The sequence below is a fragment of the Zoogloea sp. genome (assembly GCF_041908905.1).
GTDB lineage: Bacteria > Pseudomonadota > Gammaproteobacteria > Burkholderiales > Rhodocyclaceae > Zoogloea.
This window is the reverse complement of record NZ_JAYREK010000048.1, coordinates 1-26,824: the sequence shown is the minus strand read 5'-3', so window position 1 is coordinate 26,824 and position 26,824 is coordinate 1. Positions and strand designations below refer to the sequence as shown.

The 26,824-nt window shown below is 68.6% G+C and carries 27 protein-coding genes; 11 read left to right on the top strand and 16 right to left on the bottom strand.

What is annotated here, in order from left to right:
• Positions 1-207: 207 nt before the first annotated feature.
• From ACE3OU_RS17360 to pmbA, 8 genes are all read right to left on the bottom strand, one after another.
• Positions 208-939 carry an IclR family transcriptional regulator gene (locus ACE3OU_RS17360; protein ID WP_374242809.1) on the bottom strand — a complete coding sequence of 244 codons (732 nt, stop codon included), beginning with the start codon at positions 937-939 and terminating at the stop codon, positions 208-210.
• 158 nt (positions 940-1,097) lie between these two features.
• Entirely contained in the window at positions 1,098-2,039 is a 942-nt protein-coding gene (locus tag ACE3OU_RS17355; protein ID WP_374242807.1) for a nucleoside recognition domain-containing protein, read from the bottom strand.
• A gap of 81 nt (positions 2,040-2,120) precedes the next feature.
• The gene (locus ACE3OU_RS17350) at positions 2,121-2,858 is read right to left on the bottom strand and encodes an LrgB family protein (RefSeq protein WP_374242806.1); all 738 of its coding nucleotides are present in this window, start codon (positions 2,856-2,858) and stop codon (positions 2,121-2,123) included.
• Complete coding sequence (locus ACE3OU_RS17345; RefSeq protein WP_374242805.1) at positions 2,855-3,205, bottom strand: CidA/LrgA family protein; 351 nt, start codon at positions 3,203-3,205, stop codon at positions 2,855-2,857. The genes ACE3OU_RS17350 and ACE3OU_RS17345 overlap by 4 nt, the downstream gene beginning before the upstream one ends.
• A 103-nt stretch (positions 3,206-3,308) precedes the next feature.
• The gene (locus tag ACE3OU_RS17340) at positions 3,309-4,415 is read right to left on the bottom strand and encodes a TRAP transporter substrate-binding protein (protein ID WP_374242804.1); all 1,107 of its coding nucleotides are present in this window, start codon (positions 4,413-4,415) and stop codon (positions 3,309-3,311) included.
• Between the two features lie 151 nt (positions 4,416-4,566).
• Positions 4,567-5,670, bottom strand: coding sequence for a TRAP transporter substrate-binding protein (locus ACE3OU_RS17335; RefSeq protein ID WP_374242803.1), 1,104 nt, complete (start codon positions 5,668-5,670; stop codon positions 4,567-4,569).
• A gap of 99 nt (positions 5,671-5,769) precedes the next feature.
• On the bottom strand, positions 5,770-6,870 hold the full coding sequence (locus ACE3OU_RS17330) for a TRAP transporter substrate-binding protein (protein ID WP_374242802.1): 1,101 nt from the start codon (positions 6,868-6,870) through the stop codon (positions 5,770-5,772).
• Positions 6,871-6,923: 53 nt separating this feature from the next.
• A complete protein-coding gene (pmbA, locus tag ACE3OU_RS17325) occupies positions 6,924-8,264 on the bottom strand; it encodes a metalloprotease PmbA (protein ID WP_374242801.1) in 1,341 nt (446 codons plus the stop codon).
• Between the two features lie 77 nt (positions 8,265-8,341).
• On the opposite strand from pmbA, the gene yjgA reads away from it, so the two are divergent.
• Both yjgA and mog read left to right on the top strand, forming a co-directional pair.
• On the top strand, positions 8,342-8,890 hold the full coding sequence (yjgA, locus tag ACE3OU_RS17320; RefSeq protein ID WP_374242800.1) for a ribosome biogenesis factor YjgA: 549 nt from the start codon (positions 8,342-8,344) through the stop codon (positions 8,888-8,890).
• Entirely contained in the window at positions 8,887-9,474 is a 588-nt protein-coding gene (gene mog / locus ACE3OU_RS17315; RefSeq protein WP_374242799.1) for a molybdopterin adenylyltransferase, read from the top strand. The genes yjgA and mog overlap by 4 nt, the downstream gene beginning before the upstream one ends.
• A gap of 45 nt (positions 9,475-9,519) precedes the next feature.
• On the opposite strand, the gene ACE3OU_RS17310 is transcribed toward mog, so the two are convergent.
• The gene (locus ACE3OU_RS17310) at positions 9,520-10,191 is read right to left on the bottom strand and encodes a sulfite oxidase heme-binding subunit YedZ (RefSeq protein ID WP_374242798.1); all 672 of its coding nucleotides are present in this window, start codon (positions 10,189-10,191) and stop codon (positions 9,520-9,522) included.
• Positions 10,192-10,206: 15 nt separating this feature from the next.
• Positions 10,207-11,133, bottom strand: a complete 927-nt coding sequence (gene msrP / locus ACE3OU_RS17305; RefSeq protein WP_374242797.1) for a protein-methionine-sulfoxide reductase catalytic subunit MsrP — start codon at positions 11,131-11,133, stop codon at positions 10,207-10,209.
• A gap of 345 nt (positions 11,134-11,478) precedes the next feature.
• Here msrP and surE point away from each other — a divergent pair, with 345 nt between their 5' ends.
• From surE to arsC, 5 genes are all read left to right on the top strand, one after another.
• A complete protein-coding gene (gene surE / locus ACE3OU_RS17300; RefSeq protein ID WP_374242796.1) occupies positions 11,479-12,222 on the top strand; it encodes a 5'/3'-nucleotidase SurE in 744 nt (247 codons plus the stop codon).
• Complete coding sequence (locus ACE3OU_RS17295; RefSeq protein ID WP_374242808.1) at positions 12,207-12,878, top strand: protein-L-isoaspartate(D-aspartate) O-methyltransferase; 672 nt, start codon at positions 12,207-12,209, stop codon at positions 12,876-12,878. Before surE ends, ACE3OU_RS17295 begins: the two co-directional genes overlap by 16 nt.
• Before the next feature lie 16 nt (positions 12,879-12,894).
• On the top strand, positions 12,895-13,872 hold the full coding sequence (locus ACE3OU_RS17290) for a peptidoglycan DD-metalloendopeptidase family protein (protein WP_374242795.1): 978 nt from the start codon (positions 12,895-12,897) through the stop codon (positions 13,870-13,872).
• Positions 13,873-14,000: 128 nt separating this feature from the next.
• Positions 14,001-14,936, top strand: coding sequence for an RNA polymerase sigma factor RpoS (gene rpoS / locus ACE3OU_RS17285; RefSeq protein WP_374242794.1), 936 nt, complete (start codon positions 14,001-14,003; stop codon positions 14,934-14,936).
• A gap of 43 nt (positions 14,937-14,979) precedes the next feature.
• Positions 14,980-15,330 carry an arsenate reductase (glutaredoxin) gene (arsC, locus tag ACE3OU_RS17280; protein WP_374242793.1) on the top strand — a complete coding sequence of 117 codons (351 nt, stop codon included), beginning with the start codon at positions 14,980-14,982 and terminating at the stop codon, positions 15,328-15,330.
• A gap of 23 nt (positions 15,331-15,353) precedes the next feature.
• On the opposite strand, the gene mltB is transcribed toward arsC, so the two are convergent.
• Genes mltB through ACE3OU_RS17260 form a run of 4 tightly spaced genes read right to left on the bottom strand, consistent with a single transcriptional unit; the run spans position 15,354 to position 20,236 of the window.
• On the bottom strand, positions 15,354-16,403 hold the full coding sequence (gene mltB, locus ACE3OU_RS17275; RefSeq protein WP_374242792.1) for a lytic murein transglycosylase B: 1,050 nt from the start codon (positions 16,401-16,403) through the stop codon (positions 15,354-15,356).
• Positions 16,400-18,337, bottom strand: a complete 1,938-nt coding sequence (locus ACE3OU_RS17270; protein WP_374242791.1) for a DUF3488 and DUF4129 domain-containing transglutaminase family protein — start codon at positions 18,335-18,337, stop codon at positions 16,400-16,402. Before ACE3OU_RS17270 ends, mltB begins: the two co-directional genes overlap by 4 nt.
• Positions 18,318-19,322 carry a DUF58 domain-containing protein gene (locus ACE3OU_RS17265; RefSeq protein ID WP_374242790.1) on the bottom strand — a complete coding sequence of 335 codons (1,005 nt, stop codon included), beginning with the start codon at positions 19,320-19,322 and terminating at the stop codon, positions 18,318-18,320. Before ACE3OU_RS17265 ends, ACE3OU_RS17270 begins: the two co-directional genes overlap by 20 nt.
• Positions 19,319-20,236: an AAA family ATPase gene (locus ACE3OU_RS17260; protein ID WP_374242789.1), complete on the bottom strand. Its 918-nt coding sequence runs from the start codon at positions 20,234-20,236 to the stop codon at positions 19,319-19,321. Before ACE3OU_RS17260 ends, ACE3OU_RS17265 begins: the two co-directional genes overlap by 4 nt.
• A gap of 171 nt (positions 20,237-20,407) precedes the next feature.
• Here ACE3OU_RS17260 and ACE3OU_RS17255 point away from each other — a divergent pair, with 171 nt between their 5' ends.
• The 3 genes from ACE3OU_RS17255 to bamC all read left to right on the top strand — a co-directional run bounded on the left by ACE3OU_RS17255 (position 20,408) and on the right by bamC (position 23,547).
• Complete coding sequence (locus ACE3OU_RS17255; RefSeq protein ID WP_374242788.1) at positions 20,408-21,334, top strand: histone deacetylase family protein; 927 nt, start codon at positions 20,408-20,410, stop codon at positions 21,332-21,334.
• 130 nt (positions 21,335-21,464) lie between these two features.
• Positions 21,465-22,343, top strand: coding sequence for a 4-hydroxy-tetrahydrodipicolinate synthase (dapA, locus tag ACE3OU_RS17250; protein ID WP_374242787.1), 879 nt, complete (start codon positions 21,465-21,467; stop codon positions 22,341-22,343).
• 37 nt (positions 22,344-22,380) lie between these two features.
• Positions 22,381-23,547: an outer membrane protein assembly factor BamC gene (gene bamC, locus ACE3OU_RS17245; RefSeq protein ID WP_374242786.1), complete on the top strand. Its 1,167-nt coding sequence runs from the start codon at positions 22,381-22,383 to the stop codon at positions 23,545-23,547.
• A gap of 143 nt (positions 23,548-23,690) precedes the next feature.
• Here bamC and ACE3OU_RS17240 read toward each other — a convergent pair whose 3' ends face one another.
• A complete protein-coding gene (locus ACE3OU_RS17240; RefSeq protein ID WP_374242785.1) occupies positions 23,691-23,984 on the bottom strand; it encodes a hypothetical protein in 294 nt (97 codons plus the stop codon).
• 171 nt (positions 23,985-24,155) lie between these two features.
• Complete coding sequence (locus ACE3OU_RS17235) at positions 24,156-25,283, bottom strand: JmjC domain-containing protein (RefSeq protein WP_374242784.1); 1,128 nt, start codon at positions 25,281-25,283, stop codon at positions 24,156-24,158.
• 77 nt (positions 25,284-25,360) lie between these two features.
• Between ACE3OU_RS17235 and rlmD the strand changes: the two genes are divergently transcribed.
• On the top strand, positions 25,361-26,677 hold the full coding sequence (gene rlmD / locus ACE3OU_RS17230; RefSeq protein WP_374242783.1) for a 23S rRNA (uracil(1939)-C(5))-methyltransferase RlmD: 1,317 nt from the start codon (positions 25,361-25,363) through the stop codon (positions 26,675-26,677).
• The last annotated feature ends 147 nt before the right edge of the window (positions 26,678-26,824 follow it).

The following is a 26,824-nucleotide window of genomic DNA, read 5'->3' as shown; positions in this document are numbered from 1 at the left end:
GCAGGTGGCAGCGAACAGTCGGAGGTGGTGGCGTAACAGCCGCTTTCTGCTGAAGCGCGCGCTGCCCGTTGCCTGCTTTGATCGGCTTGGTGTGCCCCGGCTCTCATGACCTCAACGACTCGAACCGCTGAGGTAGCGGACCCGCATGCCGGGTGGTGTGGGAGGGGAACGGTCAGGTAAGCTGACCGCCCCCATCCCGATCGTGCTTCAGCGCCCCGGCGGCGGGAGATAGCCCAGGGCCTTCGAGATCTCGTCGGCGGTCTGGCGGATCAGGGGCGCCCAGTCCTGGTTGAAGCGCTCCGACGGCGTGGACAGGGACAGCCCCGCCACCAGCTCGCCGCTGTCGTCCCGGATGCCCGCGGCGATGCAGCGCACGCCGTTCTCCACCTCGTCAAGGTCGTAGGCGACACCGTGGCGGCGGACCTTGTCGAGCTCTTTCTCGAGGGCCTGCAGGGTGGTGATGGAGGTCGGGGTGGAGGCGGGCAGGCCGGTGCGGCGGGCGTAGTCGCGGATTTTATCCGGGCCGTCCTCGACCAGGAACAGCTTGCCGGTGGCGGTGGTGTGCAGCGGGGCCCGGGCCCCGACGATGTGCACCACGCGCACCGCCGAGCGGCCGCTGGAGGTGCGCTCGACGTACACGATCTCGTCCCCCGCCCGGATGCCCAGGTTGACGCTCTCACCGGTGGCGGCGTGGAGGCGGAGCATCGCCGGCATCGCGGTTTCCCGCAGGGAGATGCGCGACTTCACCAGGCTGCCCAGCTCGAGCAGGCGGATGCCCAGGCGATAGACGCCGGCGTCGCTGCGCTCGACGAAGCCGCTGCCGGCCATCGCGCCGAGGATGCGGTGCGCGGTGGAGGGGTGAAGCCCGGTTTCGATGGCGAGCTGCTTCAGGGGCACCGGCTCGGCGTGCTCGGCGAGCACGTCGAGCAGCTTCATCATGCGTTCGATGACCTGGATCGAATTCTTGGCGGGTTCTGGCGTAGACAAATCTTTCTGCCCGGGAATCTGTATCGACAAATAGTAACGCAGCTGGGCAAATTTCGCCTAGTGAAATGCTGCGTTGCAGCAAAGGCCATCCGGCACGGCTGGCGCGGCCCTCAGGCCAGCAGCATGTGACCGCCCATGCGCACGGCGAGGCCGACCAGCGCCCCCAGCGCCGCCGGCCTCCAGACCGCCGCCACCCGGCGTCCGGCGGACAGCAGCACCGCCACGCCGGGGATGTCGAGAGGGTGCACCAGCAACCCGGCGCTGGCCCCGTTGAGGGTGGCGATGCTGGCGGTGCCGGCCCGCAGCATCTCGTCCATGACCCCCATCATCGCGGTGCCGCCGGCGAGGAACTTGGTGAGGGTCGGCAGCAGCAGGGCCGGGTCGGCGCCAATCGCGAGCAGGGCCGGGGCGAGCAGCCGGGTGAGCAGGTCGAGGGCGCCAAGCCGGCGCAGGGCCAGCACCACGGTAAGGGACAGCACCAGCATCGGCAGCGCGCCCACGGCGATCTTGAAGGCCTCGGCGCCGGCTCGGTTGATCACGTCGAGCACGCCCTTGGCGCTCTCCGCCACCGGATGGTGGAGGGTTTCGTCGACGCTCTCCTCGGTGTTGGACAGGCCGCGCCCGAAGATGTAATAGGTGGCGGCCGCAGCAACCAGCCCACCCACCACGGACCAGGCCAGCAGCGGGCCGAACTGCAGGCCCATGGCGGCCATCGGCATCGACACGTTGGCCTGGGCCATCGCCAGCACCATCGCCAGGGTGGCCGCCAGGTGGCGGCTGGAGGCGCCGCGCTGGTCCATCATCGCGAGGGTGGCGACGGGCGCGGCGAAGCTCACGAAGTTGATCTGCAGCGCGGCGAAACCCCCGAGGCCGGTGAGGCCGAGCGGCCGCAGGGCCGGGGTGATCCGCGCGACCACCCAGTCGAGCACGCCCCGTGCCTCGAGCAGGCGCATCAGCGACACCATCACGATCATCACCGGCAGCAGGATGAAGAAGGACAGCTCGACGGCCGAGCGGCCGGCACGCAGGATGACGTCGATCAGGAGGTCCATGGCAACGGGGGCGAGAAAAGAGCCCGGATTATCGGGGCCGCCCGCGCCTCCGGCAAGCCGCGGTGAACCCGCGGTGTCGGCTCAGGGCTTGATCAGCGGCGCCAGCAGGGGCAGCAGCCAGGGCAGGGTGAGGGCGGTGAGCAGGCCGTTGAGGCCCATCGCGAGGGCGGCGAAGGCGCCGGTCTGCTCGCTGAGCTGGAAGGCCCGCGCGGTGCCGATGCCGTGGGAGGCGAGGCCGAGGGCGAAGCCGATGCTGGCTTCGTCCTTCACGCCCAGGCGGCGCAGCAGGCCGTCGGCAAAGACCGCGCCGAAGATGCCGGTGAGGATCACGAACACCGCGGTGAGGGAGGCCAGCCCGCCCAGGCGTTCGGCAATCCCCATTGCGATGGGCGTGGTGACCGACTTGGGGGCGAGGGAGGCGAGGGTCGGCGCGCTGGCGCCGAGCAGGGCACCGATGCAGTAGGCCGACAGCCCGGCCACCAGCGACCCGACGACCAGCGCGACGAGGAGCGGCCCGCCCATCGCCACCAGACGCTTGAGCTGGCCGTGCAGCGGTATCGCGAGGGCCACGGTGGCCGGGCCGAGCAGGAAATGCACGAACTGGGCGCCATCGAAGTAGCGATGGTAGGGCGTGTCGGTGACCTGCAGCAGCACGACCAGGATGCCCACCGAGATGAGCACCGGATTGGCGGCCGGGTGGCCACCCGCCTTGCGGTGCGCGGCCACGGCGAGCAGGTAGGCGGCCAGCGTGAGGGTCAGCCACAGCAGGGGCTGGGCCGACAGGTAGACCCAGATCTCGGCCATGCTGCCGGCGTTCATTGGCCGGCCCTCCGGCGGGTCAGCCAGTGCAGCGTCAGCCCCGTCGCGGCGAGGCCGAGCACGGTGCTGGCGACGAGGGCGATGGCGATCGGCCAGGCTTCGTCGGCGAGGCGGCCGACGTGCAGCATCACCCCGGTGCCGGCCGGCACGAACAGCAGCGAGAGGTTCTGCAGCAGGCCGCCCGCGGTGGTGCGCAGCTCGGCCGAGGGGCCTTCCGGACGGAGGATCAGGTAGACGAGCAGCAGGGCCATGCCGATGACCGGGCCGGGTACGGGCAGGTGCAGGGCGACCCGCAGGGCTTCGCCGGCGAGCTGGAAGGCGAGCAGGAGGGCTAGGGCGGCGATCATGGGCGGGCCGGTGGGCGGCGTGGGTTGAAAGCGGGGGCCCGATGTTCGCAAAGAAAAAAAAACCGCGCAATGCGCGGTTTTCGGTGGCGGGAGGGCGGGTGGCTTACTTGGGGCCGCCCTTGGCGGCCGCGGTGCGGGCGGCCTGCATGAAGTTGTCGTAGCGGTTCTCGGCCACCGCGAACCACTGGATCTGTTCGTCGCGGAATTTCTTCCAGCTGTCGTAGATCTTCTTGAACTTGGGGTTCTTGGCGGCGGTTTCGTCGTAGAGCTCGTGGGCGGCCTTGTAGGCGGCGGCCATCACCTCGTTGGGGAAGGGACGCAGCTGGGTGCCCGAGCCGACCAGCTGCTTGAGCGCGGTGGGGTTCTTGGCGTCGTAGCGGGCCTGCATCTCGGCGTGGGCGTAGAGGCAGGCGTCCTCGAGGATGGTCTGGTATTCCTTGGGCAGCGCGGCCCACTGCTTCTGGTTCACATACAGGGCGATCTGCGGGCCGCCTTCCCAGAAGCCCGGGTAGTAGTAGTACTTGGCGACCTTGTTGAAGCCGAGCTTCTGGTCGTCGTAGGGGCCGATCCATTCGGCGGCGTCGATGGTGCCCTTCTCGAGGGCCGGGTAGATGTCGCCGCCGGGGATCTGCTGGGGCACCACGCCGAGCTTGGCGAGCACCTGGCCGGCGAGGCCGCCGCAGCGGAACTTGAGGCCCTGCAGGTCGGCGACGGTCTTGACCTCGCGGCGGAACCAGCCGCCCATCTGGGCGCCGGTGTTGCCGCAGGGAATGTTGTAGATGTTGTAGTCCTTGAAGAACTCGCGGAACAGCTCGAGGCCGCCGCCCTCCATCATCCAGGCGGTCTGCTGGCGGCTGTTGAGGCCGAAGGGCACCGCCGTCTCGAAGGCGAAGGTGGGGTCCTTGCCGATGAAGTAGTAGGAGCAGGTGTGCCCGCATTCGACGGTGCCGTCCTTCACCGCGTCGAGCACGCCCGGGCCGGGGACGATCTCGCCCGCGGCGAAGACCTGGATCTGGAACTTGCCGCCGGTGGCCGCGGCCACCCGCTTGGCGACCACGTCGGCCCCGCCGTAGATGGTGTCGAGGCTCTTGGGGAAGCTCGACGCGCAGCGCCACTTGACGGTGGGCAGCTCGGCCGCCAGGGCCGGGGCGGCAACGGCGCCCGCGGCAACGCCGACGCCGGCTTTTCTGAGAAATGAACGACGTTCCATGAGGTCTCCGTGGTGTTTTTTATGAGGGCAAAAAGATTATTTATCAACACCTCCTGCCTTCAATAGTAAGGAGAAACCCTAAGCTGCGCCGCAGCATGAAAAAGGCCACGCGGGGGGCGTGGCCTGGCGGGGACGGCTTCAGTGAAACGGCTTACTTCTTGGCGCGGGCTGCGGCGCTCCGGGTGGCCTGCATGAAGTTGTCGAAGCGGTTTTCGGCCACCGCGAACCACTGCAGCTGGTCGTCACGGAACTTGCGCCACTGGTCGTAGATCTTCTTGAACTTGGGGTTCTTGGCGGCGGTTTCGTCGTAGAGCTCGTGAGAGGCCTTGTAGACGGCAGCCATCACCTCGTTGGGGAAGGGGCGCAGCTGGGCGCCGGCGGCGATCAGTTGCTTGAGGGCGAGGGGGTTCTTGACGTCGTAGCGGGCCTGCATCTCGGCGTGGGCGTACAGGCAGGCATCCTCGAGGATGGTCTGGTACTCCTTGGGCAGGGCGTTCCACTGCTTGATGTTGACGTACATCGAGATCTGCGGGCCGCCTTCCCAGAAGCCCGGGTAGTAGTAGTACTTGGCGACCTTGTTGAAGCCGAGCTTCTGGTCGTCGTAGGGGCCAACCCATTCGGCGGCGTCGATGGTGCCCTTCTCGAGGGCCGGGTAGATGTCGCTGCCGGGGATCTGCTGGGGCACCACGCCGAGCTTGGCGAGGGCCTGGCCGGTGAAGCCGCCGACGCGGAACTTGAGGCCCTTGAGGTCTTCGACGGTCTTGATCTCCTTGCGGAACCAGCCGCCCATCTGGGCGCCGGTGTTGCCGCAGGGGATGTTGTGGATGTTGTAGTCCTTGAAGAACTCGCGGAACAGCTCGAGGCCGCCGCCTTCCATCATCCAGGCCGTCTGCTGGCGGCTGTTGAGGCCGAAGGGGATGCAGGTCTCGATGGCGAACGTGGGGTCCTTGCCCACGTAGTAGTAGGAGCAGGTGTGGCCGCACTCGACGGTGGCGTCCTTCACCGCGTCGAGCACTGCCGGGCCGGGGACGATCTCGCCGGCCGCGAAGACCTGGATCTGGAACTTGCCGCCGGTGGCTGCGGCCACCCGCTTGGCGACCAGGTCGGCCGCGCCGTAGAGGGTGTCGAGGCTCTTCGGGAAGCTCGAGGCGCAGCGCCACTTGATGGTGGGCAGGTCGGCCGCCAGGGCCGGGGCGGCGGCGGCACCGGCGGCGGCGCCGACGGCGGCTTTCTTGAGGAATGAACGTCGTTCCATGGTGTTCTTCTTTCAGTGATGCAGGAGTCGTGCGCCCGTGCTGCGGCGCCATGCAAGCGCCGGCCCGTCCTCCCGCAGGCGGGCCGGCGTGGGGGAGCCTTACTTCTTGCTGCGGCCGGCGACGCGGGTGGCCTGCATGAAGTTGTCGAAGCGGTTCTCGGCGACGGCAAACCACTGCAGCTGGTCGTCGCGGAACTTGCGCCAATGGTCGTAGATCTTCCGGAACTTGGCGTTCTTCGCGGAGAGCTCCTCGTAGAGCTCATGGGCGGCCTTGTAGCCGGCGGCCATCATGTCGTTGGGGAAGGGGCGCAGCTGGGTGCCGGCGCCGATCAGCTGCTTGAGGGCGTGGGGGCTCTTCACGTCGTAGGCGGCCTGCATCTCGGCGTGGGCGTAGGCGCAGGCGTCTTCCAGGATGGTCTGGTATTCCTTGGGCAGCTCGGCGAACTTCTTGGCGTTGACGTAGAGCGACAGCTGGGGGCCGCCTTCCCACCATCCCGGGTAGTAGTAATACTTGGCGACGCGGTTGAAGCCGAGCTTCTGGTCGTCGTAGGGGCCGATCCACTCGGTGGCGTCGATGGTGCCCTTCTCGAGGGCCGGGTAGATGTCGGCGGGCGGGATCTGCTGGGGCACCACGCCGAGCCGCGCCAGCACCTCGCCGGCCAGGCCGCCGACGCGGAACTTGAGGCCCTTGAAGTCGTCCAGCGACTTGATCTCCTTGCGGAACCAGCCGCCCATCTGGGTGCCGGTGTTGCCGCATGGGATGTTGTGGATGTTGTAGTCCTTGAAGAACTCGCGCATCAGCTGCAGGCCGCCGCCTTCCATCATCCAGGCGGTCTGCTGGCGGCTGTTGAGGCCGAAGGGCAGCGCGGTGTCGAAGGCGAGGGCCGGGTCCTTGCCGATGTACCAGTACGAGGCGGCGTGGCCACACTCGACGGTGCCGTCCTTGACCGCGTCCAGCACGCCGGGGGTCGGGACGATCTCGCCGGCGGCGAACAGGGAGATCTGGAACTTGCCCCCGGTGGCCGCCGCGACGCGCCTGGCGACGGTCTCGGTGGCGCCGAAGATGGCATCCAGCGTTTTGGGGAAGCCCGAGGCGCAGCGCCACTTGATGGTGGGCAGATCGGCCGCGAGGGCCGGGGCGGCGGCGGCACCGGCGGCGATGCCGGCACTGGCCTGTTTCAGGAAGGAACGCCGTTCCATGATGTGTCCTTTACTTCTGGAAGGGAAAGTGGTGGCCGCTCGGTTGTAGCCGCTCAGGCGCCCGCGACGGTCATGCGCTCGACGAGGATCGAGCCGCAGTGCTTGGAGCCGCGCACCAGCACGTCGGAGCCGATCTCGCGGATGCCCATCAGCATGTCCTTGAGGTTGCCGGCGATGGTGATCTCGTGCACCGGGTACTGGATGACGCCGTTCTCGACCCAGAAGCCGGCGGCGCCGCGGGAGTAGTCGCCGGTGACGTAATTGACGCCGTGGCCGAGCAGCTCGGTGACGAGCAGGCCGCGGTCCATCTGCTTGATGAGGCCGGCCAGGTCGTGCTGGCCCGGCTTGACCAGCAGGTTGTGGCTGCCGCCGGCGTTGCCGGTGGTCTGCATGCCCAGCTTGCGGGCCGAATAGGTGCTGAGGAAATAGCCCTGCAGCACGCCGTCGATGATCACCTCGCGGTCGCGGGTGGCCACGCCGTCGTCGTCGAAGGGGCTGCTGGCGAAGGCCTTGGGCAGGTGCGGGCGCTCGGAGATCTGGATGTGGGACGGAAAGACCTGCTTGCCCAGGCTGTCGTGCAGGAAGGTGGACTTGCGGTACAGCGCGCCGCCGCTCACCGCGTGCACGAAGGCGCCGATCAGGCCGGCCGCCAGCGGCGCCTCGAAGAGCACCGGCACCTCGCAGGTGGGGATCTGGCGGGCGCCCAGGCGGGCGAGGGCCCGGCGGGCGGCGAAAGTGCCGATCTCCTCGGCGTCGGCCAGCTCGGCCGGGTCGCGCTTGGTGCTGTACCAGTCGTCGCGCTGCATGTCGTCGCCCTCGCCGGCGATCACCGAGCACGACAGGTAGTGGCGCGAGCTGGCGTAGCCGCCCATGAAGCCCAGGCTGTTGGCGGAGACGAAGTGGGACTCCTGCATCGACACGCTGGCGCCCTCGGAGTTGCGGATCTCCGGGCTCACCGCGAAGGCCGCGCGCTCGCAGCGGCGGGACAGCTCGATGGCCTCCTCGGTGGAGATCCGCCACGGGTGGTAGAGGTCGAAGTCGGGGCAGTCGCGGGCCAGCAGCGCTGCGTCGGGCAGGCCGGCGGCGGGGTCGGGGGCGGTGAAGCGGGCGATCGACACGGCCGCGTCGACGGTGGCCTTGAGGGCGTCCTTCGAGAAGTCGGAGGTGCTCGCGTAGCCGCGCTTCTGGCCGTCGTAGATGGTGACGCCGACGCCCTTGTCGCGGTTGTACTCGATGGTGTCCACCTCGTCACGCCGGACGCTGACCGACTGGCCGAAGCCTTCGGAGACATCCACCTCGCAGGCCGAGGCGCCGCGCTTTTTGGCGAACTTGAGGATGTCTTCGGCGATGTTCTTGAGGTCGTCCTGACTGAAACTGAAACGCTTGTCGGCCATGGTTCCGGGTAGGGGCTGGGCTAAAGGCTATAATCTTAACCCTTCCCGAGCATTTTCCGACCCCGGACAGCCCCCAGATGGCCCATCACAAATACCACCACGACGACGAAGAAGACTTCGGCCCCAGCAAATCCGAGCTGAAGCGCGCCAGCAAGGCCCTGCAGGACCTCGGTGCCGAGCTGGTCGAGCTCGGCAAGGAGCGCCTCGCCAAGGTGCCCATCGACGAAGACCTGCGCGACGCGGTCAAGGATTACCAGCGCTTCACCGCCCACGAGGCCAGGCGCCGCCAGCTGCAGTACATCGGCAAGCTGATGCGCAACGTCGACCCCGAGCCGATCCGCGCCGCGCTGGATGCCTTCAAGGGCGTCTCGGCGGTCGAGACCGCGAAGATGCACCGCCTCGAGAACCTGCGCACCCAGCTCCTCGAGGACGAGAAGGTCCTGCACACCATCGCCGAAACCTACCCGGGGGCCGACCTGCAGCAGCTCCGCGTGCTGCGCCGCAACGCCCTCAAGGAAAAGGAGCAGAACAAGCCACCGCGGGCCTACCGCGAGCTGTTCCGGGTGCTTCGCGAGATCGATGAGGGCGCCACGACGCCGGAGGAAGACGAGGAGGTCGAGCAATGAGCGAGGTGCTCCGCATCGGCCTGGTGTCGATCAGCGACCGGGCCTCGAGTGGCGTCTATGAAGACAAGGGGATCCCCGCGCTGCAGGCCTGGTTCGGCCAGGCGCTGGCGTCGCCGTGGGAGATGGAAACCCGCCTGATCCCCGACGAGCAGCCGCTCATCGAGGCAACCCTCATCGAGCTGTGCGACGTGGCCGGCTGCCATCTGGTGCTGACCACCGGCGGCACCGGCCCAGCCCCGCGGGACGTGACCCCCGAGGCCACCGTCGCCGTCGCCGACCGCATCATGCCGGGCTTCGGCGAGCAGATGCGCCAGATCAGCCTGGCCTTCGTGCCCACGGCGATCCTGTCGCGGCAGGTGGGAGCGATCCGCGGCAAGTCGCTGATCCTCAACCTGCCGGGTCAGCCCAAGGCCATCGCCGAGACCCTCGAGGGCCTGAAGGGCGCCGACGGCGGCCAGAAGGTGCCCGGCATCTTCGCCGCCGTGCCCTATTGCCTCGACCTCATCGGCGGCCCCTACGTCGAGACCCACGAGGCGGTGGTGAAGGCCTTCCGGCCCAAGTCGGCGATCCGTCCCGGGGCCTGAGCGGCCTCCTGCCGCGGGTGGGCCCGGCTGGGCCCGCCGCGGCGCTCACTCCGAGAAGATCTTGATGACCTTGCCCTTGAACTTCGGCGTCTGGGGCAGGTAGGCGCCGGCCAGCTGGCGGCGCCGCTCCAGTTCGCGCCACCACATGCGCAGCCCCAGCAGCGCCGCCAGGATGACCGAGTAGATCAGCGGCTCGGTGATGTCCTTCTTGACCAGCCACCAGAAGTGCAGGCAGCCGAGCATCGAGATCGGGTAGATCGCCCGGTGCAGCGACTGCCACTTGCGCCCGCCCAGCCGGCGGATCGCGAGGTTGTTCGAGGTGGCCGCCAGCGGGACCATCAGCACCAGCGCCGCAAAGCCGACGGTGATGAAGGGGCGCTTCAGGATGTCCTTGGCGATGGCGGGCCAGTCGAAGAACTGGTCGAGCCACACGTAGCTCATCAGGTGCGCCACGCCGTAGGTGAAGGCGAACAGGCCCAGCATGCGGCGCAGGCGCACGATCCAGTGCCAGCCGGTGTATTTGCGCAGGGGCGTGACTGCGAGGGTGATCAGCAGGAAGCGCAGCGTCCATTCGCCGAGGCCGCGGGTGATCGCCTCGATGGGGTTGGCGCCCAGGGTGTCGGCCTCGAGCCCCTGCCACAGCAGCCCGGCGGGCAGCAGGCAGGCGACGAAGAGGGCGGCCTTGATGGCGGCAAGTTGCGGGTTGCTCGGAGTCATCGGGTTGCTCGTGGGTCAATAGAAACGGCGCAGGTCCATGCCGGCGTACAGCTGCCCGACCTGGTCGGCGTAGCCGTTGAACGGCAGGGTCTTGCGCTTGGTGAATTCACCGATGCGGCGCTCGGTGGCCTGGCTCCAACGGGGGTGGTCCACGTCGGGGTTCACGTTGGCGTAGAAGCCGTATTCCGAGGGGGCGGCCTTCATCCAGGCGGTGAGCGGCTGCCGCTCGACGAGGCGGATCGTCACCAGCGACTTGGCGCCCTTGAAGCCGTACTTCCAGGGCACGACCAGGCGCACCGGGGCGCCATTCTGGACCGGCAGCACCTCGCCGTACAGCCCGACCGCGAGGATCGTCAGCGGATGGCGCGCCTCGTCGAGGCGCAGCCCCTCCACGTAGGGCCAGTCGAGCACGCCGCGGGTCATCGTGGCCCGGTCGTAGTGGGACACGAACTCCACGTACCTGGCGCTGCCCTGGGGTTCGACGAGGCGGAGCAGGCTGCCCAGCGGGACGCCGACCCATGGAATCACCATCGACCAGCCCTCCACGCAGCGCATCCGGTAGATGCGCTCCTCCGGCGGCACCAGCTTGAGGAGCTCGTCGATGCCGAGGCTGCGCGGCTTGTTCACCAGGCCCTCGATCCGCAGCGTCCATGGCGAGGGCTTCAGGCGGTGGGTGTTCTCGGCCGGGTCGCTCTTGTCGGTGCCGAGCTCGTAGAAGTTGTTGTAGGTGGTCACGGCCCGCCGGCTGGTGGCGGCCTCGGTAGTGCTGAAGGGGCTGGCCGTGAGCCCCCCGAAGCCCGTCGCGGCATGGACCGGCGCGCCCGGCAGCGCGGCGGCGAGGGCAAGGCCGCCGGCCTGGGCGAGGAAGCGGCGGCGGTCATGGTAGAGGCCCGGTGGCGTGATTTCGGAGGGCAGGATGTCGGCGGTGCGACGGATCAGCATGGGGGTTCCTTTGAACGCGGGATGCGCGGTAGACCCGCTTGCCCGGCCAAAATTGCCGGGCAGTGCAAATTTTATTCGCTGGCGGCGCGCCGCGGCCGTTCGTGCCGGGGGCGCTTGCCCGGCGCCGCATGATTGTTTGCCTTTCCGGCGGAGGGGCGGGCGTCGCGGGGCGCCGGCCGGTCGGCATTGCGCCTAGCGGCTGCAAAGCCGACTCTGCTAAACTCGACGACTGTTCGAGGTCTCCCGAGCGCTGCCATCCAACCGGGCCATGCCCGCGCAGAAAGCGTGTTTCGCGAACCTGCCTCCACTTCGAGCCAGACCCGATTCCGAGATTCTGATTATCCTATGCGCATCCTGCTCTCCAACGACGACGGTTACTTCGCCCCTGGTCTTCAGGCGCTCGCCAGTGCGCTCTCGGAGGTCGGCAGCGTAACCGTCGTGGCGCCCGAGCGGGACCGCAGCGGCGCCAGCAACTCCCTGACCCTCGACCGCCCGTTGTCCCTGCGCAAGGCGGCGAGCGGCTTCCACTACGTCAACGGGACGCCCACCGACTGCGTGCACCTGGCCGTCACCGGGATGCTCGACGAGCTCCCCGACATGGTCGTGTCCGGCATCAACCACGGCGCCAACATGGGCGACGACACGATCTACTCGGGCACCGTCGCGGCGGCCACCGAAGGCTTCCTGCTCGGCGTGCCGGCGATCGCGATCTCGCTGGTGGCCCGGGGCGCCTACGACTTCTCGGCCGCGGCCCGGGTGGCCCGCGAGCTGGTCGAGCGCTACCAGCGCGACCCGGTGCGTCAGCCGACCCTCCTCAACGTCAACGTGCCCGACCTGCCCTACGAGCAGCTCAAGGGCATCCGCGTGACCCGCCTCGGCAAGCGCCACAAGGCCGAGCCGACGGTCAAGTCGGTCACCCCGCGCAACGAGACGGTCTATTGGGTCGGCGCCGCCGGTGCGGCCCAGGACGCCGGCGAGGGCACCGACTTCCACGCGGTGGCCAACGGCTATGTCTCGGTGACGCCCCTGCAGATCGACCTGACCCACGTCGCCCAGATCGCCAGCATCGGCGACTGGCTCGGCCGATGAGCAGCGAGGTATTGCGCGCCGCCCTGCAGACCGCCCAGCGGGCGCGGGCGCGCATGATAGAGCGCCTGCGCGAGCAGGGCATCCGCGACGAGCGGGTGCTGGCAGCCATGATGGCCGTGCCGCGCCAGCTGTTCGTCGAGGAAGCCCTCGCCAGCCGCGCCTACGAAGACACCGCGCTGCCTCTCGGCCTGCAGCAGACCATCTCCCCGCCCTTCGTCGTGGCGCGGATGATCGAGATCCTCCGCGCCGGGCGCGAACTCGGCAAGACCCTCGAGGTCGGAACCGGCTGCGGCTACCAGGCGGCGGTGCTGTCCCAGGTGGCCACCGAGGTCTATTCCGTCGAGCGGCTGCGCCCGCTGCTGGATCGCGCACGGCTCAATCTCCGTCACCTGCGCCTGCCCAACGTGCGCCTCAAGCACGCGGACGGCAGCGTCGGCCTCAAGGAGGCCGCGCCTTACGACTCGATCATCGTCGCCGCGGCGGCCGCCAAGGTGCCGCCGGCCCTCACCGAGCAGCTCGCCGAAGGCGGGCGTCTGATCCTGCCGGTGGGCTGTGGCGAACAGAGCCTGGTGCTCGTCGAGCGAACCTTCCGCGGCCTCCGTGAAACACGCCTCAACGCAGTGCGCTTCGTGCCGCTGCTGCCGGGCACCGAATGATTGATCCCGACTACGCATGATGTTGTCCCGTTCCAGTCTCAGCAGCCTTTCCATCGTCCTGGTGCTGGCCGCCTGTGCCACCAAGGCGCCCGTCCCGGTGGCGGAGCGCAGCCGCTCGGGTGCCGCGGCGACGCCCGCCGAGGTGGCTGCGCCGCCGCGGGTGGCGCGGCCCGGCCATTACATCGTCAAGCCCGGCGACACCCTGATCCGCATCGCCCTCGAGCATGGCCAGAACTACCGCGACATCGCCGCGTGGAACGGCCTTGAAAACCCCAACCTGATCGAAGTCGGCCAGGAGCTGCGGGTGGTGCGGCCGGAATCCGGCGCGGTGAGCCGGCCCGTCGCATCGTCCTCGGCCGGGGTCGAAGTCCGTCCGGTGGCGCCCACCGCCGCGCCGGCGGCGCCCGCCGACGGTGTGCGCCGGGAGCCCAAGGGCGGCAAGATGCCGTATTCCGAGCAGGCCTGGGCCCAGGCCCAGAAGCCCGATGCACCCCTGGCGGTGGCGAAGGTCGAGCCGAAGCCGGAGCCACGCCCCGAGGCCAAGCCCGAGCCGAAGTCCGAAGCGAAGCCTGAACCCAAGCCCGAGCCCAAGCCGGAGGCCAAGCCCGAGCCGGCGGGCAACGGCGACAGGATCGACTGGGCCTGGCCGGCCTCGGGCAAGGTCATCGCCGCCTTCAACGAAACCTCGAGCAAGGGCGTCGACCTCGCCGGCAAGCCCGGTGACCCGGTGCTGGCAGCGGCCGGTGGTCGAGTGGTTTACGCTGGCACGGGTCTGCGAGGCTATGGCAAACTTGTCATCGTCAAGCATGACAACAGTTTTTTGAGCGCCTATGCCCATAACCAGAACCTGCTGGTGAAGGAAGGGCAGGCGGTGAGCAAGGGCCAGAAGATCGCCGAGCTGGGCGATACCGACAGCGATCGCCCCAAGCTTCACTTCGAGATCCGCCGGCAGGGCAAGCCTGTGGATCCGAGCAAATACCTCCCGCCCCGCTGACGGGGTTGCGGGCCGCAGGCGTGTGGCATGATGGCCGCACCGCCGTGTGCCTGTTCATGGGGGAGGCGTACCGGTTGGGTCGGCCTGAGGCGCCGGCGAGAGCTAACTCCTGAGCAAGAGAGGGCTGCATGTACGATTCGGCTGTGCCTGAGGAACTGGATGGCGCTGAGCAGGACTTGCCGCCGGAGGTCGAGGTCTTCTTCGAGCCGGCCGTCACGCCACCCGATACGGAGTTCCTCGGTGACGTCACCCAGCTCTATCTCAACGAGATCGGCGCCAACCCCCTGTTGACGGCCGACGAGGAGCTGGCCCTGGCCCGCCGCCTGCGCGCCGGCGACTTCCCCGCCCGGCAGACCCTCATCGAGCGCAACCTGCGCCTGGTGGTGAACATCGCCAAGCACTACCTCAACCGCGGGATTCCGCTGCTCGACCTGGTCGAGGAGGGCAACCTCGGCCTCATCCATGCCCTCGAGAAGTTCGATCCGGAGCGGGGCTTCCGCTTCTCCACCTATGCCACCTGGTGGATCCGGCAGAACATCGAGCGGGCCATCATGAACCAGTCGCGCACGATCCGTCTGCCGGTGCATGTGGTCAAGGAGCTCAACCAGGTGCTCCGTACCAAGCGCCAGCTGGAAGCCATGAACAACGGCGACGCCACCGCCGACGACGTTGCCCGGCGCATGGCGCGCCCGGTGGACGAGGTGCGGGCGATCCTCGCCCTCAACGAGCACACGGCGTCCCTCGACGCGCCCCTCGACATCGACCCGACCCTCTCCATTGGCGAATCCCTCGCCGACGAAGACGCCGACACGCCGGAAGTGCAGATCCAGGATCTCGAGGTCGAATCCCTCGTCCGCGAGTGGATCGGCCAGCTCAGCGAGAAGCAGCGCATGGTCATCCGCCACCGCTACGGCATCGACGAGTGCGAGGTGCAGACCCTCGAGGAACTCGCCGACACCCTCGAGCTGACCCGCGAGCGGGTGCGCCAGATCCAGCTCGAAGCCCTGGGCCAGCTGCGCCGCATCATCAAGCGCCGAGGCGTCTCGAAGGACGTGCTGCTGTAAGCCTGCGGGCCTGCGCCCTCATCACCGAACCACGGAACGCCCCATGACCGACACCCTCCGCGTCTATCACAACGCCCGCTGTTCCAAGAGCCGCAGCGCCTGCCAGTTGCTGGAAGAGCGGGGGCTGGGCTTCGAGGTGGTCGAATACCTCAAGACCCCGCCCAGCCGCGACGAGCTCGCCGCCCTCCTCAGCAAGCTGGGGATGGGCGCCGAGGACATCGTCCGCAAGGGTGAGGCGATCTACAAGACCGAGTTCGAGGGGCGCACGCTCTCCGAAGCCGAGTGGCTTGACGCCCTGGTGGCCCACCCGATCCTCATCGAGCGGCCCATCGTGGTGCGCGGCGAGCGGGCCGTGATCGGCCGCCCGCCGGAGCGGGTGCTGGAGCTGCTGTAGGCTCAGCCCCGCGGGGGTGCGGCTCAGGGCGCCTTGGCGCGGGCCTGGACGTCCTTCCCGGTGGATGCGGTCCGGGCCGCCTTCACCGCTTCACCCAGCTGAAACACCGACATCGCATAGAAGCTGCTGCGGTTGTAGCGGGTGATCACATAGAAGTTCTGATAACCGAGCCAGTACTCGCTGGCTTCGCCCGGCGTCACCAGCTCGACGAAGGCGGCCTTGCCGGCCGTCTCGGGGGCTTCGGCCGCGCGCACGCCGTGGCGGGCCAGGGTGGCCGCGTCGAAGGCCGGGTTGATGTCGTTGGCGAGCAGGGGCTCCAGGTGGGTGTCGGCATCCAGGCTGGCGCGCACCGCCACCGGCCCGCCGGCCTCCCAGCCATGCATCTGCATGTAGCGGGCCACGCTGCCGATGGCGTCCTTCGGGCTGCCGAGCAGGTCGATCTGCCCGTCGCCATCAAAATCCACCGCGTAGTTGCGCACGCTGCTGGGCAGGAACTGCGGCAGGCCGAGGGCGCCGGCGTAGGAGCCCTGGTAGTCGAGGGGGTCGCGGTGCTGTTCGCGGGCCATCAGCAGCAGGGCCTCGAGTTCGCCCCGGAAGAGCTCGGCCCGGCGGGGGTAGTCGAAGGCGAGGGTGGCAAGGGCCGACACCGCCTGGAAGTTGCCCGTGTTGCGCCCGTAGATGGTCTCCACGCCGATGATGCCGACGATGATCTCCTCGGGCACCCCGTATTTTTCGCTGGCTGCGCGGATCGTGTCGGCGTGGCGCTCCCAGAAGGCCACCCCGGCCTTGATGCGCACCGGTTCGATGAAGCGGCTGCGGTAACGCTGCCAGGAGCGCACGCCTGGGTCCTTCGGCGGCGAGATGTACTTGATCACTGTCGGCAGGTATTCGGCGCGGCGGAAGATGTAGGTCAGGGCGTCCTTGTCGAAGCCGTGGCGCTGCTGCATCTCCTCGATGAACTGCTGGGCTTCCGGCCGGTCGGCGTAGCGTTCGGCGGCGTGGCCAATGGCGGCGGCGGCAAGGCCGGCGAGCAGCGCGAGCGCGCGCAGCCGGCGGGGAGTTACGGTCTTCATCGGGGGTGGAACTTCCTGGAGGCGTGGTGGAATCGTTTGAACAGACCGCTGTCGCCAGCGGCGGTGCCATAGCGCAGCCGGGCGTAGTCGGCGGCGATGGGGGCGAAGCCCGCGGCGATGTCGGGAGCGTCCTGGCCGAGGCGCCGGGCGTAGTCGAGGGGGCCTTCCCAGGCGTGGCGCGGGTGGCCGGCGACGGCGAGGCGGCGGCACACCCGTGCCCAGTCGCGGTCGATGGCGTCGGCGGCATTGACGCGGCGCAGGGCCCACAGGCTGAGGCCGCCCATCACGAGGGCGCAGGCCCCGGTGAGCAGCGCGACGAGGCTCTGCCAGTGGGGTTCGCCGAAGCCTAGCCCGGCCAGCAGCTCCCGCTGGCGCGCCGGATTGTACCCGAGAACCCACTGGTTCCAGCTGTTGTTGACGGCATCCACGCGGTCCCGCAGCGCGCGCAGCCAGGTGAGGTCGCTGCGGGCCAGTAGGGGCAGCCGGGCGGTGCCGGGCAGGGCGGCGGCGAGGCCGCCGTCGATCCGTCGCGGGGCGCTGGCGGCGGTCGGGTCGATGCGCTGCCAGCCCCGGCCTTCGAGCCACACCTCGGCCCAGGCATGGGCGTCGGACTGGCGTACGACCAGGGTACCGTCCACCGGGTTGATCTCGCCGCCCTGGTAGCCCGTGACCACCCGCGCCGGCACCCCGGCCGCACGCAGGGTGACCACGAAGGCCGCCGCGAAGTGTTCGCAGAAACCCTGCCGGGTGTCGAACAGGAAGCGGTCCACGTCGTCCCGGCCGAGGGGGGCAGGGGCCAGGGTGTAGGCCAGCCGGCTGTCGCGGAAGTGGCGGATCGCCAGCGCCGGGATGTCGTCCGGATGCCCGGCGGCGGCCCGCAGGCGGGCGCCGAGGGCCAGGGTGCGGGGGTTGAAGCCGGGCGGCAGGGCGAGGGCTTCGCGGAGGGTGGCGGGATCCTCGTCGAGCCCCACCGGTGTTCCGGGATAGGCGACGATTTCGAGCCGCAGCCGGCTACGCACCGGCTCGCGGGAGAGCAGCCGGAAGTCGCTGCCATGGATGGCGCCCTCCACGGCACCCGGAAAGTCCATGGCCAGCAGCCAGGGCTGGTTGTGGGCCTCGAGGGTGAGGGTGTAGGCGTAGGCGCGGCCGTCGGGCTGGTAGAAGGGCAGGTCCTGCTGGCGGCCCGGTCCGGGGCGCCAGGTCCGGCCGTCGAAGCGGGTGAGGACGGGGCCGCGCCAGTAGCGTTCGGCGGGTGGTGGCGGCGGGCCCTGGAAGGTGGCGCGGAAGGCGATCTCGGCCGACTCGCTGACCCGCGCGATGTCGCCGGGGGTCATGTCGTCGGAGAGGCCGCTGACGGCGCTGTAGGCGTCCGCCGGCAAGCCCCACAGCGGGCCCTGGATCCGCGGAAACAGCACGAACAGCACCAGCATCAGCGGCAGGGCCTGGAGGATCAGCCGCAGCGCGGCGCGCCCGCGCAGGGCGAGGGGCTCGGGGCGGCCCTGCAGGGCGAGCAGGGTGGCGATGCTGGCGAGGGTGCCCACCAGGCTGAGGGCGGCGATCGCCATGTCCTGCTGGTACAGGAACTGCCCGAGTTGCATGAAGAAGCCGAGCAGCACCGCTGTGCGGGCGTCCCGCAGGCTGTCGGTTTCCAGCAGCTTGAGGCTGAGCAGCCCGGCGAGCAGCGCGATGCCCGGCTCCTTGCCGAGGATGTGGCGGTACTCCAGCACCACCAGGCCTGCCATGCCGGCGGTCAGCAGGGCCAGCAGGGCCCGCGGCGGCAGCCGTCCGCCGCGCTGGACCAGCATGCCGCGCCAGGCGAGCAGCAGCGCGCACAGGGCGCCGATGGCCGCCGGCAGGTGGCTGGCGTGGGGGGCCAGGGAGAGCGCCGAGCTGGCCAGCAGCCAGCCGGCCTGGTCACGGCGCAGGTTGGGCATCGGGGTCGGGCAGGCCAAAGAGGGCGAGGGCGGCGAGGCAGGCGTGGCGATGGGCGCTGCCTGCCGTGGGCGGGAGTTCGAAGCCGGGCAGGCGCAGGCCGTACTCGATACCCGCGGCATCGGCGTCCACGACCCGCCGGGTCAGCGCCGACAGCCGGGCTTCGAGACCCATGCCGGCCGGCAGGTGCTGCCAGTCCAGCCAGATGCGTCGGCTGCCGCTGCCGTCGAACTCCTTGGTGTGCCAGGGCCCGCCGCGGGCGACGGACTTCCAGGCGATGTGACGGGGCGAGTCGCTGGCCTGGTGGTGGCGCAGCCCGGCGAAGTCGTCCCGGCCGCGCCCGTGGGTGACGTCGCCCGGATGCGTGTCGCCGCCCGGGGGGAGCGGCGGTGCGTCGACGGCCGGCGCCGGGTAGACCAGGCAGCGCTGGTCGGGCTGGAACAGGCTCCAGGCGCGGATCAGGCCGAGGGGATGGCGGGTTTCCAGGTGCAGCCGGGGGAGCTGCAGCCAGCCCCGCTGGTGGGTCGGGACGGCGACGCACTGCACGGCGCCCGACTGGGGGGCGATGTCGAAGCTGTCGCCGTCGGGCCTGGCGCCACGCGGCCACAGCTGCAGGCCGAGCCGGGGACGCAGGCCCGGGTTGTGGAACTGCACGCCGAAGCGGGCCGCCTCGCCGCAGAAAACCGCCTCGCTGCGCCCCGCGCTGACGCCCAGGTCGACCAGGTTGCGGAAGGCGTGGTGGATGCTCACCCACGCGACCCCGCCGAGCAGGAAGGTCAGCGCGAAACCGAGGCTCAGGTTGTAGTTGATCGACGCCAGCAGCATCACCACCAGCGTGGCGGCGAGGGCCAAGCCGAAGCGGGTGGGGAGCACGAAGATCCGCCGCTGCCCCAGGGTGATCGGCCCCGGCTCGGGCCCGCTTACCCGGAACAGCCAGCGTTGCAGGCGTGCCTTGAGGCCGGCAAGGCCGGCCGGTGCACGGGTCATGGCAGCGGCACCGCCTCGAGGAGCCGCCGGACCAGGGCCTCGGGCCCCAGGGGCATGTCGCTGGCGGCGCGCAGGCGGTGGCCTGCCACGGCGGGCAGCACGGCCTGGACATCCTCCGGCAGCACGTGGTCGCGTCCGCCGAGCAGCGCCCAGGCGCGGGCTGCCGCCAGCAGCCCCAGCCCGGCCCGGGGCGACAGGCCGAGCGCGAAGCCGGCCCCCTCGCGGCTGTGCCTCAGCAGGGCCTGCAGGTAGTCGAGCAGGCGCGGCCCGACATGCACGCGCCGGGTGGCCTCGAAGAGATGCTCCAGCTCGCCGGGCTGCAGTTCGGTGGGCAGGTGGACGAGCATCTCGCGGCGATCCTCGCCGGCCAGCAGGGCCCGCTCGGCGGCAGGGTCGGGGTAGCCCAGCGAGATGCGCATCAGGAAGCGGTCGAGCTGGCTCTCGGGCAGCGGGAAGGTGCCGATCTGGTCGGCCGGGTTCTGGGTCGCGATGACGAAGAAGGGCTCGGGCAGCGGCCAGGTGCGACCCTCGGCGCTGATCTGGCGCTCCTCCATCGCCTCGAGCAGGGCGCTCTGGGCCTTCGGGGTGGCGCGGTTGATCTCGTCGGCGAGGAGCAGCTGGGAGAACACCGGGCCCGGGTGGAAGCGGAAGCTGGCATCCCGCTGGTCGAAGATCGAGACGCCGATGATGTCGGCCGGCAGCATGTCGCTGGTGAACTGGATGCGCTGGAACTGCAGCCCCAGCAGGCGCGCCAGCACATGGGCGAGGGTGGTCTTGCCCACCCCGGGGATGTCCTCGATCAGCAGATGCCCCCGGGCGAGGATGCAGGCCAGCGCCAGGCGCACGGCGTGTTCCTTGCCCAGGATGATCTGGCTGGCGGTGGTCGTGAGGCGACGGGCGATGTGACTTGGCATGTCGTGGGCTTTTGTCGGATTCAGATTAGACGGATAATGATTCCACAAGAGGAGGGCTGGCAGCGACATGTCAGGCAGGTTCCGTGAAGCTTTGGGGCCTGGTGGGGTGGCGTTTGCCGCGACCCGCGATAATCAACGCATCGATGTCACGCGAGAGGGCAGGGAGAGTTCATGACGAGTACGGCATTCATCACGCACCGGGATTGCTGGCTGCATAACATGGGGGAGCATCATCCCGAGTCGCCGGAGCGGCTGGCCGCCATCAACGACCGCCTGATCGCGGCGGGCCTGGATATGTACCTGGCGTTTCACGATGCGCCGCTGGCAACGGTCGAGCAGCTTTCCCGAGCCCATCCGCGGGAGCACGTCGAGGAGATCCTGGCGAGCGTGCCCGAGCACGGCATCCGCCACCTGGATCCGGATACCGCGATGAGCCCCGGCACCATGAAGGCCGCGCTGCGCTCGGCGGGGGCCGGCGTGCTCGCCACCGACCTGGTGCTGTCGGGCGAGGTCGAGAACGCCTTCTGCGCGATCCGACCGCCGGGCCACCACGCCGAGGCTGCCAAGGCGATGGGCTTCTGCTTCTTCAACAACGTCGCGGTGGCGGCCCGCCATGCCCTCGAGGAGCACGGCCTCAAGCGTGTCGCGGTGGTCGATTTCGACGTCCATCATGGCAACGGCACCGAGGACATCTTCAAGGACGACCCCCGCGTGCTGATGGTCAGCATCTTCCAGCACCCCTTCTACCCCTACAGCGGCGCCGACAACCCTGCCCCCAACATGGTCAACGTGCCGATAAAGGCCGGCTCCCGCGGCGATGTCTTCCGGGAGATCGTCACCGACATCTGGATGCCCGCGCTGCGCAACCACGCCCCCGAGATGATCTTCATCTCGGCCGGCTTCGATGCCCACTACGAGGACGACATGGGCTCCCTGGGGCTGGTCGAGGCCGACTACATGTGGGCCACCGAGCAGCTCAAGAAGGTGGCCGCCGAGGCCTCGAACCGGCGCATCGTGTCGATGCTCGAGGGGGGGTATTCCCTGTCGTCGCTGGCGCGCAGCGTCGTGGCCCACATCAAGACCCTGGCCGACCTGTAGGTCCGGCCCGCGCTCCGTGCGTCCGCAGCCCCGCTCCGGCGGGGCTTTTCGTAACCGCGGTTTGCACCTGTCTAGCCTTCGGGAAGTGATTCGGTACAATAGTGATCTTTACATCCATTCCCGACAGCCCATGATTACCGGTTCGATTGTCGCCATCGTCACGCCGATGCAAGAAGATGGCAGCCTGGATCTGCCCCGCTTCCGCAGCCTCATCGACTTTCACATCCAGGAAGGTACCGACGGCATCGTCGTGGTCGGCACCACCGGCGAGTCCCCCACGGTCAACGTCGAAGAGCACTGCGAACTCATCCGCGTGGCCGTCGAGCACTCCGCCGGCCGCATTCCGGTGATCGCCGGCACCGGGGCAAACTCCACCAGCGAAGCCATCGAGCTCACCGAGTTCTCCCGCAAGGCGGGCGCGGTGGCGGGCCTGTCGGTCGTGCCTTACTACAATCGCCCGACCCAGGAGGGCATGTACCAGCATTTCCGGACCATCGCCGAGGCCAGCCCCCTGCCGATGATCCTCTACAACGTGCCTGGTCGCACCGTCGCGGATCTCTCCAACGACACCGCGCTGCGCCTGGCCGAGATCCCCAACATCATCGGCATCAAGGACGCCACCGGCAACATCGATCGCGCCTGCGACCTGGTCGCCCGTGCGCCCAAGGATTTCGCCCTCTACACCGGCGACGACATGACGGCGATGGCCTTCATCATGCACGGTGGCCATGGCACCATCTCGGTCACCGCCAACGTGGCGCCGCGCCTCATGCACGAGCTGTGCGTCGCCGCCGCCCAGGGCGACGGCCTGCGGGCCCGCGAGATCAACGCCAGGCTCGTCGGCCTGCATCGTCACCTGTTCTGCGAAGCCAACCCGATCCCGGTCAAGTGGGCGGTCCAGCAGATGGGTCTGATCGGCGGCCATATCCGCCTGCCGCTCACCCCGTTGTCCGAGTCCTGTCAGCCGCGCGTGCGTGAAGCCATGCGCCAGGCCGGCATCGCAGTCTGAGTCTGTGAATCTGTCTTTCCCACCCCGAGGGTCACGCATGCAAAGCCGAAAGCTGACATCCGGCGCGGCGGTCGTCGTTTCGATCGCCCTGGCCGGGTGTTCCGGTTCCTTGCTGGAATCCAAGAAAATCGACTACAAGAGCGCGGCGGCAACCGCCACGCTGCCTTCCCTCGAAGTTCCGCCCGACCTCACCACGCCCACCGCGGATAGCCGTTACGCCGTCCCGGACGTCAGCCCGCGGGGGTCGGCCACCTTCTCGGCCTACAACGCCGAGCGGGGTGGGCAGGCCGCGGCACCCGGTGCGGCGGTGGCCCAGCCCGTCGCTGTGGCACCCCAGTCGATCGACAAGATGCGCGTCGAGCGTTCCGGCTCCCAGCGCTGGCTCGTCGTCCAGGGCTCGCCCGAGAAGCTGTGGCCCCAGATGCGGGAGTTCTGGCAGGAGAATGGCTTCCTCCTCAGCGTGGATCGCCCCGAGATCGGCGTGATGGAGACCGACTGGGCCGAGAATCGCGCCAAGATCAACAACGACGTCATCCGCCGCACCCTCGGCAAAGTGCTCGACAGCCTGTACTCGACGCCGGAGCGCGACAAGTTCCGCACCCGTCTCGAGGCGGGCGCCGAGCCCGGTCAGGTGGAGATCTACATCAGCCACCGGGGCATGATCGAGATCTATCCGGACGAAGCCAAGAACCGCACGATCTGGCAGCCGCGCCCGGCCGATCCCGAGCTTGAGGCCGAGTTCCTGCAGCGCCTGATGATCCATCTCGGCGCCGACGAGGTCCGTGCCAAGGCGCAGATCGCCGCGCAGCCGAAGGCCGAGAAGGCGCGCCTGCAGGGTGGGGCCGCTGGCGTGTCGGTGCTGCAGCTCGAGGAAGGCTTTGACCGCTCCTGGCGCCGCGTCGGTCTGGCCCTCGACCGGGTGGGCTTTACCGTCGAAGATCGCGACCGCTCGCAGGGTCTCTATTACGTCCGCTACGTTGATCCGGAGGCCGATGTCAAGAAGAAGGACGACGAAGGCATCCTGTCCAAGCTCGCCTTCTGGCGCAGCAGCAAGCCGGTGGTCCAGTCGGGCAGCCAGTATCGGGTCTATGTGAAGGGCGAGGGCGGCGCTTCGTCCGTGCAGGTGCTGACCCGCGAGGGCGGCGTCGATACCTCTGATTCTGCGCGCAAGATCCTGGGCCTGCTTCACCAGGAGCTGAAGTGATCCGCGTCGGCTGATCGCCACCAAAAAAACGCCGGCATGCCGGCGTTTTTTATTTTGCGCGAGACGCGTGATTTCCGTTGGGGCGGAAGTCTCGGCGTAAAAAAAGCCAACCCGCAGGTTGGCTTTTCTTGGCGCAGGAAGAATTACTTCTTCTCGGCGGTCGCGGCAGCAGCAGCAGCGTTTTCAGCGGTGTTGCCAGCAGCGGCCGGAGCGGCTTCAGCGGGCTTGGCATCGGCAGCCGGAGCGGCGTCAGCGGGCTTGGCGTCAGCAGCCGGGGCAGCCGGAGCGGCGGTGGGAGCTTCAGCGGCGGGGGCGGCAGCCGGAGCGGCCGGGGCAGCGGCGGGAGCCGGAGCTTCAACGGGCTTCGGCTCTTCCTTCTTGCCGCAGGCGGTAACAGCGAGTGCAACGAGAGCAGCAACCAGGAGAGATTGTTTCATTGTTGGTTTCCCTTATCGATAAATGAATTACAGCAACCAATATTGAGCAGCAACCAGGTGGGGAACCCGATTCGCGCAAAATGGTATCACGGACGAAGTGCTTGAATAAAGAGATTGTTGCGTTGCCGCAACAAGCCGAATGGCCCGGCAGCGGGCCATCGAAAGCTCATCTCATTCCATCAAATCTTCTGATACGTGGGCAAATCCGCAGCAGTACCAGTCATAGAGCAGCGCGATGCCTTCTTCCGACAGGCCCGCAATGGAGGCCAGCTGGCGGTGGTCGGCGAGTTCCTGCAGGATGGCCTGGTCGCAGGCTTCCACGTGGACCGATTCGCCATTGATGAAGAACTGGCCTTCGGTGAACAGCAGCAGGCTGCGGGCGTCCAGGGTGATGCCCTCTGCGCAGGCGTCGAGGAAATCCTCGTGTTCGAGGGGGTCGTCAGGGGATTCGAAGAAGATGTGGGCCTTGGGTTCGGTGAGATAGGCCCCCAGGAAGCGGCGGACGTCGTCGCGGCTCCAGGTGATCCGGTTGAGGGATTCGGTGATGCGATCGACCATCGCACCGCCGATCTCGGCCGAATGGGCCTGTCGGCGCAGGTCGGGGTCGGCGTAGATGCCGTCGATCTGGATGGTGTCCTGCAGATAGCCCAGGAACTGCTGTGCCAGCTCCTGGTAGCTGGGCGAGCGGAAGCCGATGGAATAGGTGGTGCACTCCCCGATCGCGATGCCGTTGTGGGCCCACTGGGGCGGCAGGTAGAGCATGTCGCCCGGGTTGAGAACCCAGTCGTGCACCGGCTGGAAATCCTGGAGGATCTTGAGGGGGGCGTCTTCGATCAGGGTGCGGTCTTCCTGGTCGCTGATCAGCCAGCGCCGTTGGCCGATGCCTTGCAGCAGGAAGACGTCGTAGTTGTCGAAATGGGGGCCGACGCCACCGCCATCGACGGCGTAGCTCACCATCAGGTCGTCGAGACGGGCCTGGGGGATGAAGTCGAAGCGGTGCAGCAGCGCGTCGCCGTCCGGGCAGAACAGGTTGAGCCCCTGCACCAGCACCGTCCAGGGGCGCTTCTTGTTGCGCAGGTCGGAGGCCTTCTGGGGGCCGTGGATGACTTCCCAGTCCCGGTTGTTGTGGGTGACGTAGCGGGACTCCACGTCCGGGTCGCGGGCGAGCTGGAAGATCTCGTCACGGGTGACGACGCCCGTGAAGCCGGGAACCGCCTGGCGAACGAGGAGCGGTTTTTTTTGCCAGTATTCGGCGAGGAATTCCTCGGCCGACAGGCCGCCAAGAAGAGTATTTGTCATGGCCGCATTATAGCGCCTCGCCTTGCAATGCCCCGGCCCGTCGCTAAAATGGCGCCCTTATTTCACGGACGCCCATCATGCGCGACGCCTCTGCCCTCCCCGAGACCGTTGTTGAATCCCTGGACCACGAAGGGCGTGGTGTCAGCCATGTCGACGGCAAGACGATCTTCATCGAGGGGGCGCTGCCGGGCGAGCGGGTGAGCTTCAAGTCCTACAAGATCAAGCCCAACTTCGAACTGGCGGAGGTGGCGCGGGTCTTTGAACCGAGCGCCCAGCGCGTCACGCCGCGCTGCGAATACTTCGGCGTCTGCGGTGGCTGCAGCATGCAGCACCTCGAGCCGTCGGCCCAGGTGGCGGCCAAGCAGCGGGTGCTCGAGAACGCCCTGTGGCACATCGGCCGCGCCAGGCCGGACGTGCTGTACCCGGCGATCGTCGGCCCGGCCTGGGGCTATCGTTACCGGGCGCGCCTCAGCGTGCGGCAGGTGCCCAGCAAGGGCGGCATCCTGATCGGCTTTCACGAGCGGCGTAGCAGCTACATCTCGGACATGCGCCGCTGCCCCATCCTGCCGCCCCACGTGTCGGCGCTGCTGCCGGACCTGCACGAGCTGGTGGGGGCGTTGTCGATCCCCGACCGCATTCCGCAGATCGAGCTGGCGGTGGGGGAGGGGATCACGGTGATGGTGTTCCGCCACCTGTTGCCCCTCACCAAAAAGGACGAGGGGCTGCTGCGGGCCTTCGGTGAAGCCAGCGGGGTGCAGGTGTGGGTGCAGCCGGCGGGCCCGGACTCGTGCTCGCGCCTGCATCCGGCCGACGCGCCCGGGCTGGCCTACACGCTGCCCGAGTTCGGCGTGGCGATGGCTTTCCGGCCCACCGATTTTACCCAGGTGAACATGGGCATCAACCGGCTGCTGATGCGTCGCTCGATGCAGTTGCTCGACCCGCGGCCGGGCGAGCGCATCGCCGACCTGTTCTGCGGCCTGGGCAACTTCAGCCTGCCGATCGCCAAGCTGGGCGCCCACGTGGTGGGAGTGGAGGGGAGCGAGGCGCTGGTGCGGCGCGCGGCCGAAAATGCCGCGGCCAACGGGCTCGCTGCCAACAGCGAGTTCCATGCGGCCAACCTTTTCGAGGCGACCGAAGACAGCATCGCCGCCCTCGGGCCGCTCGACAAGATGCTGATTGACCCGCCGCGGGAGGGCGCCATCGCGGTGGTCAAGGCGCTGGGCCCGACAGCGCCCCGGCGCATCGTCTATGTCTCGTGCAATCCGGCCACGCTGGCGCGGGACACGGCGGTGCTGTTCAACGAGAAGGGCTACCGGCTGAAGGGGGCGGGGATCGCGAACATGTTCCCGCAGACCTCCCACGTGGAGTCCATCGCGCTCTTCGAGCGGGATTGAGCCCATCGACCAGGCATGAAAAAGGCGACCCGGAGGTCGCCTCAGACTGCTGACAAAGCCCCAAGCCCCCACCCGTCGGGGGCTTGGTTTTTTTATAATCTCGGCATGCTCAAGCCTGCCGCCGCCACCGCTCAGACCGAACTGGAG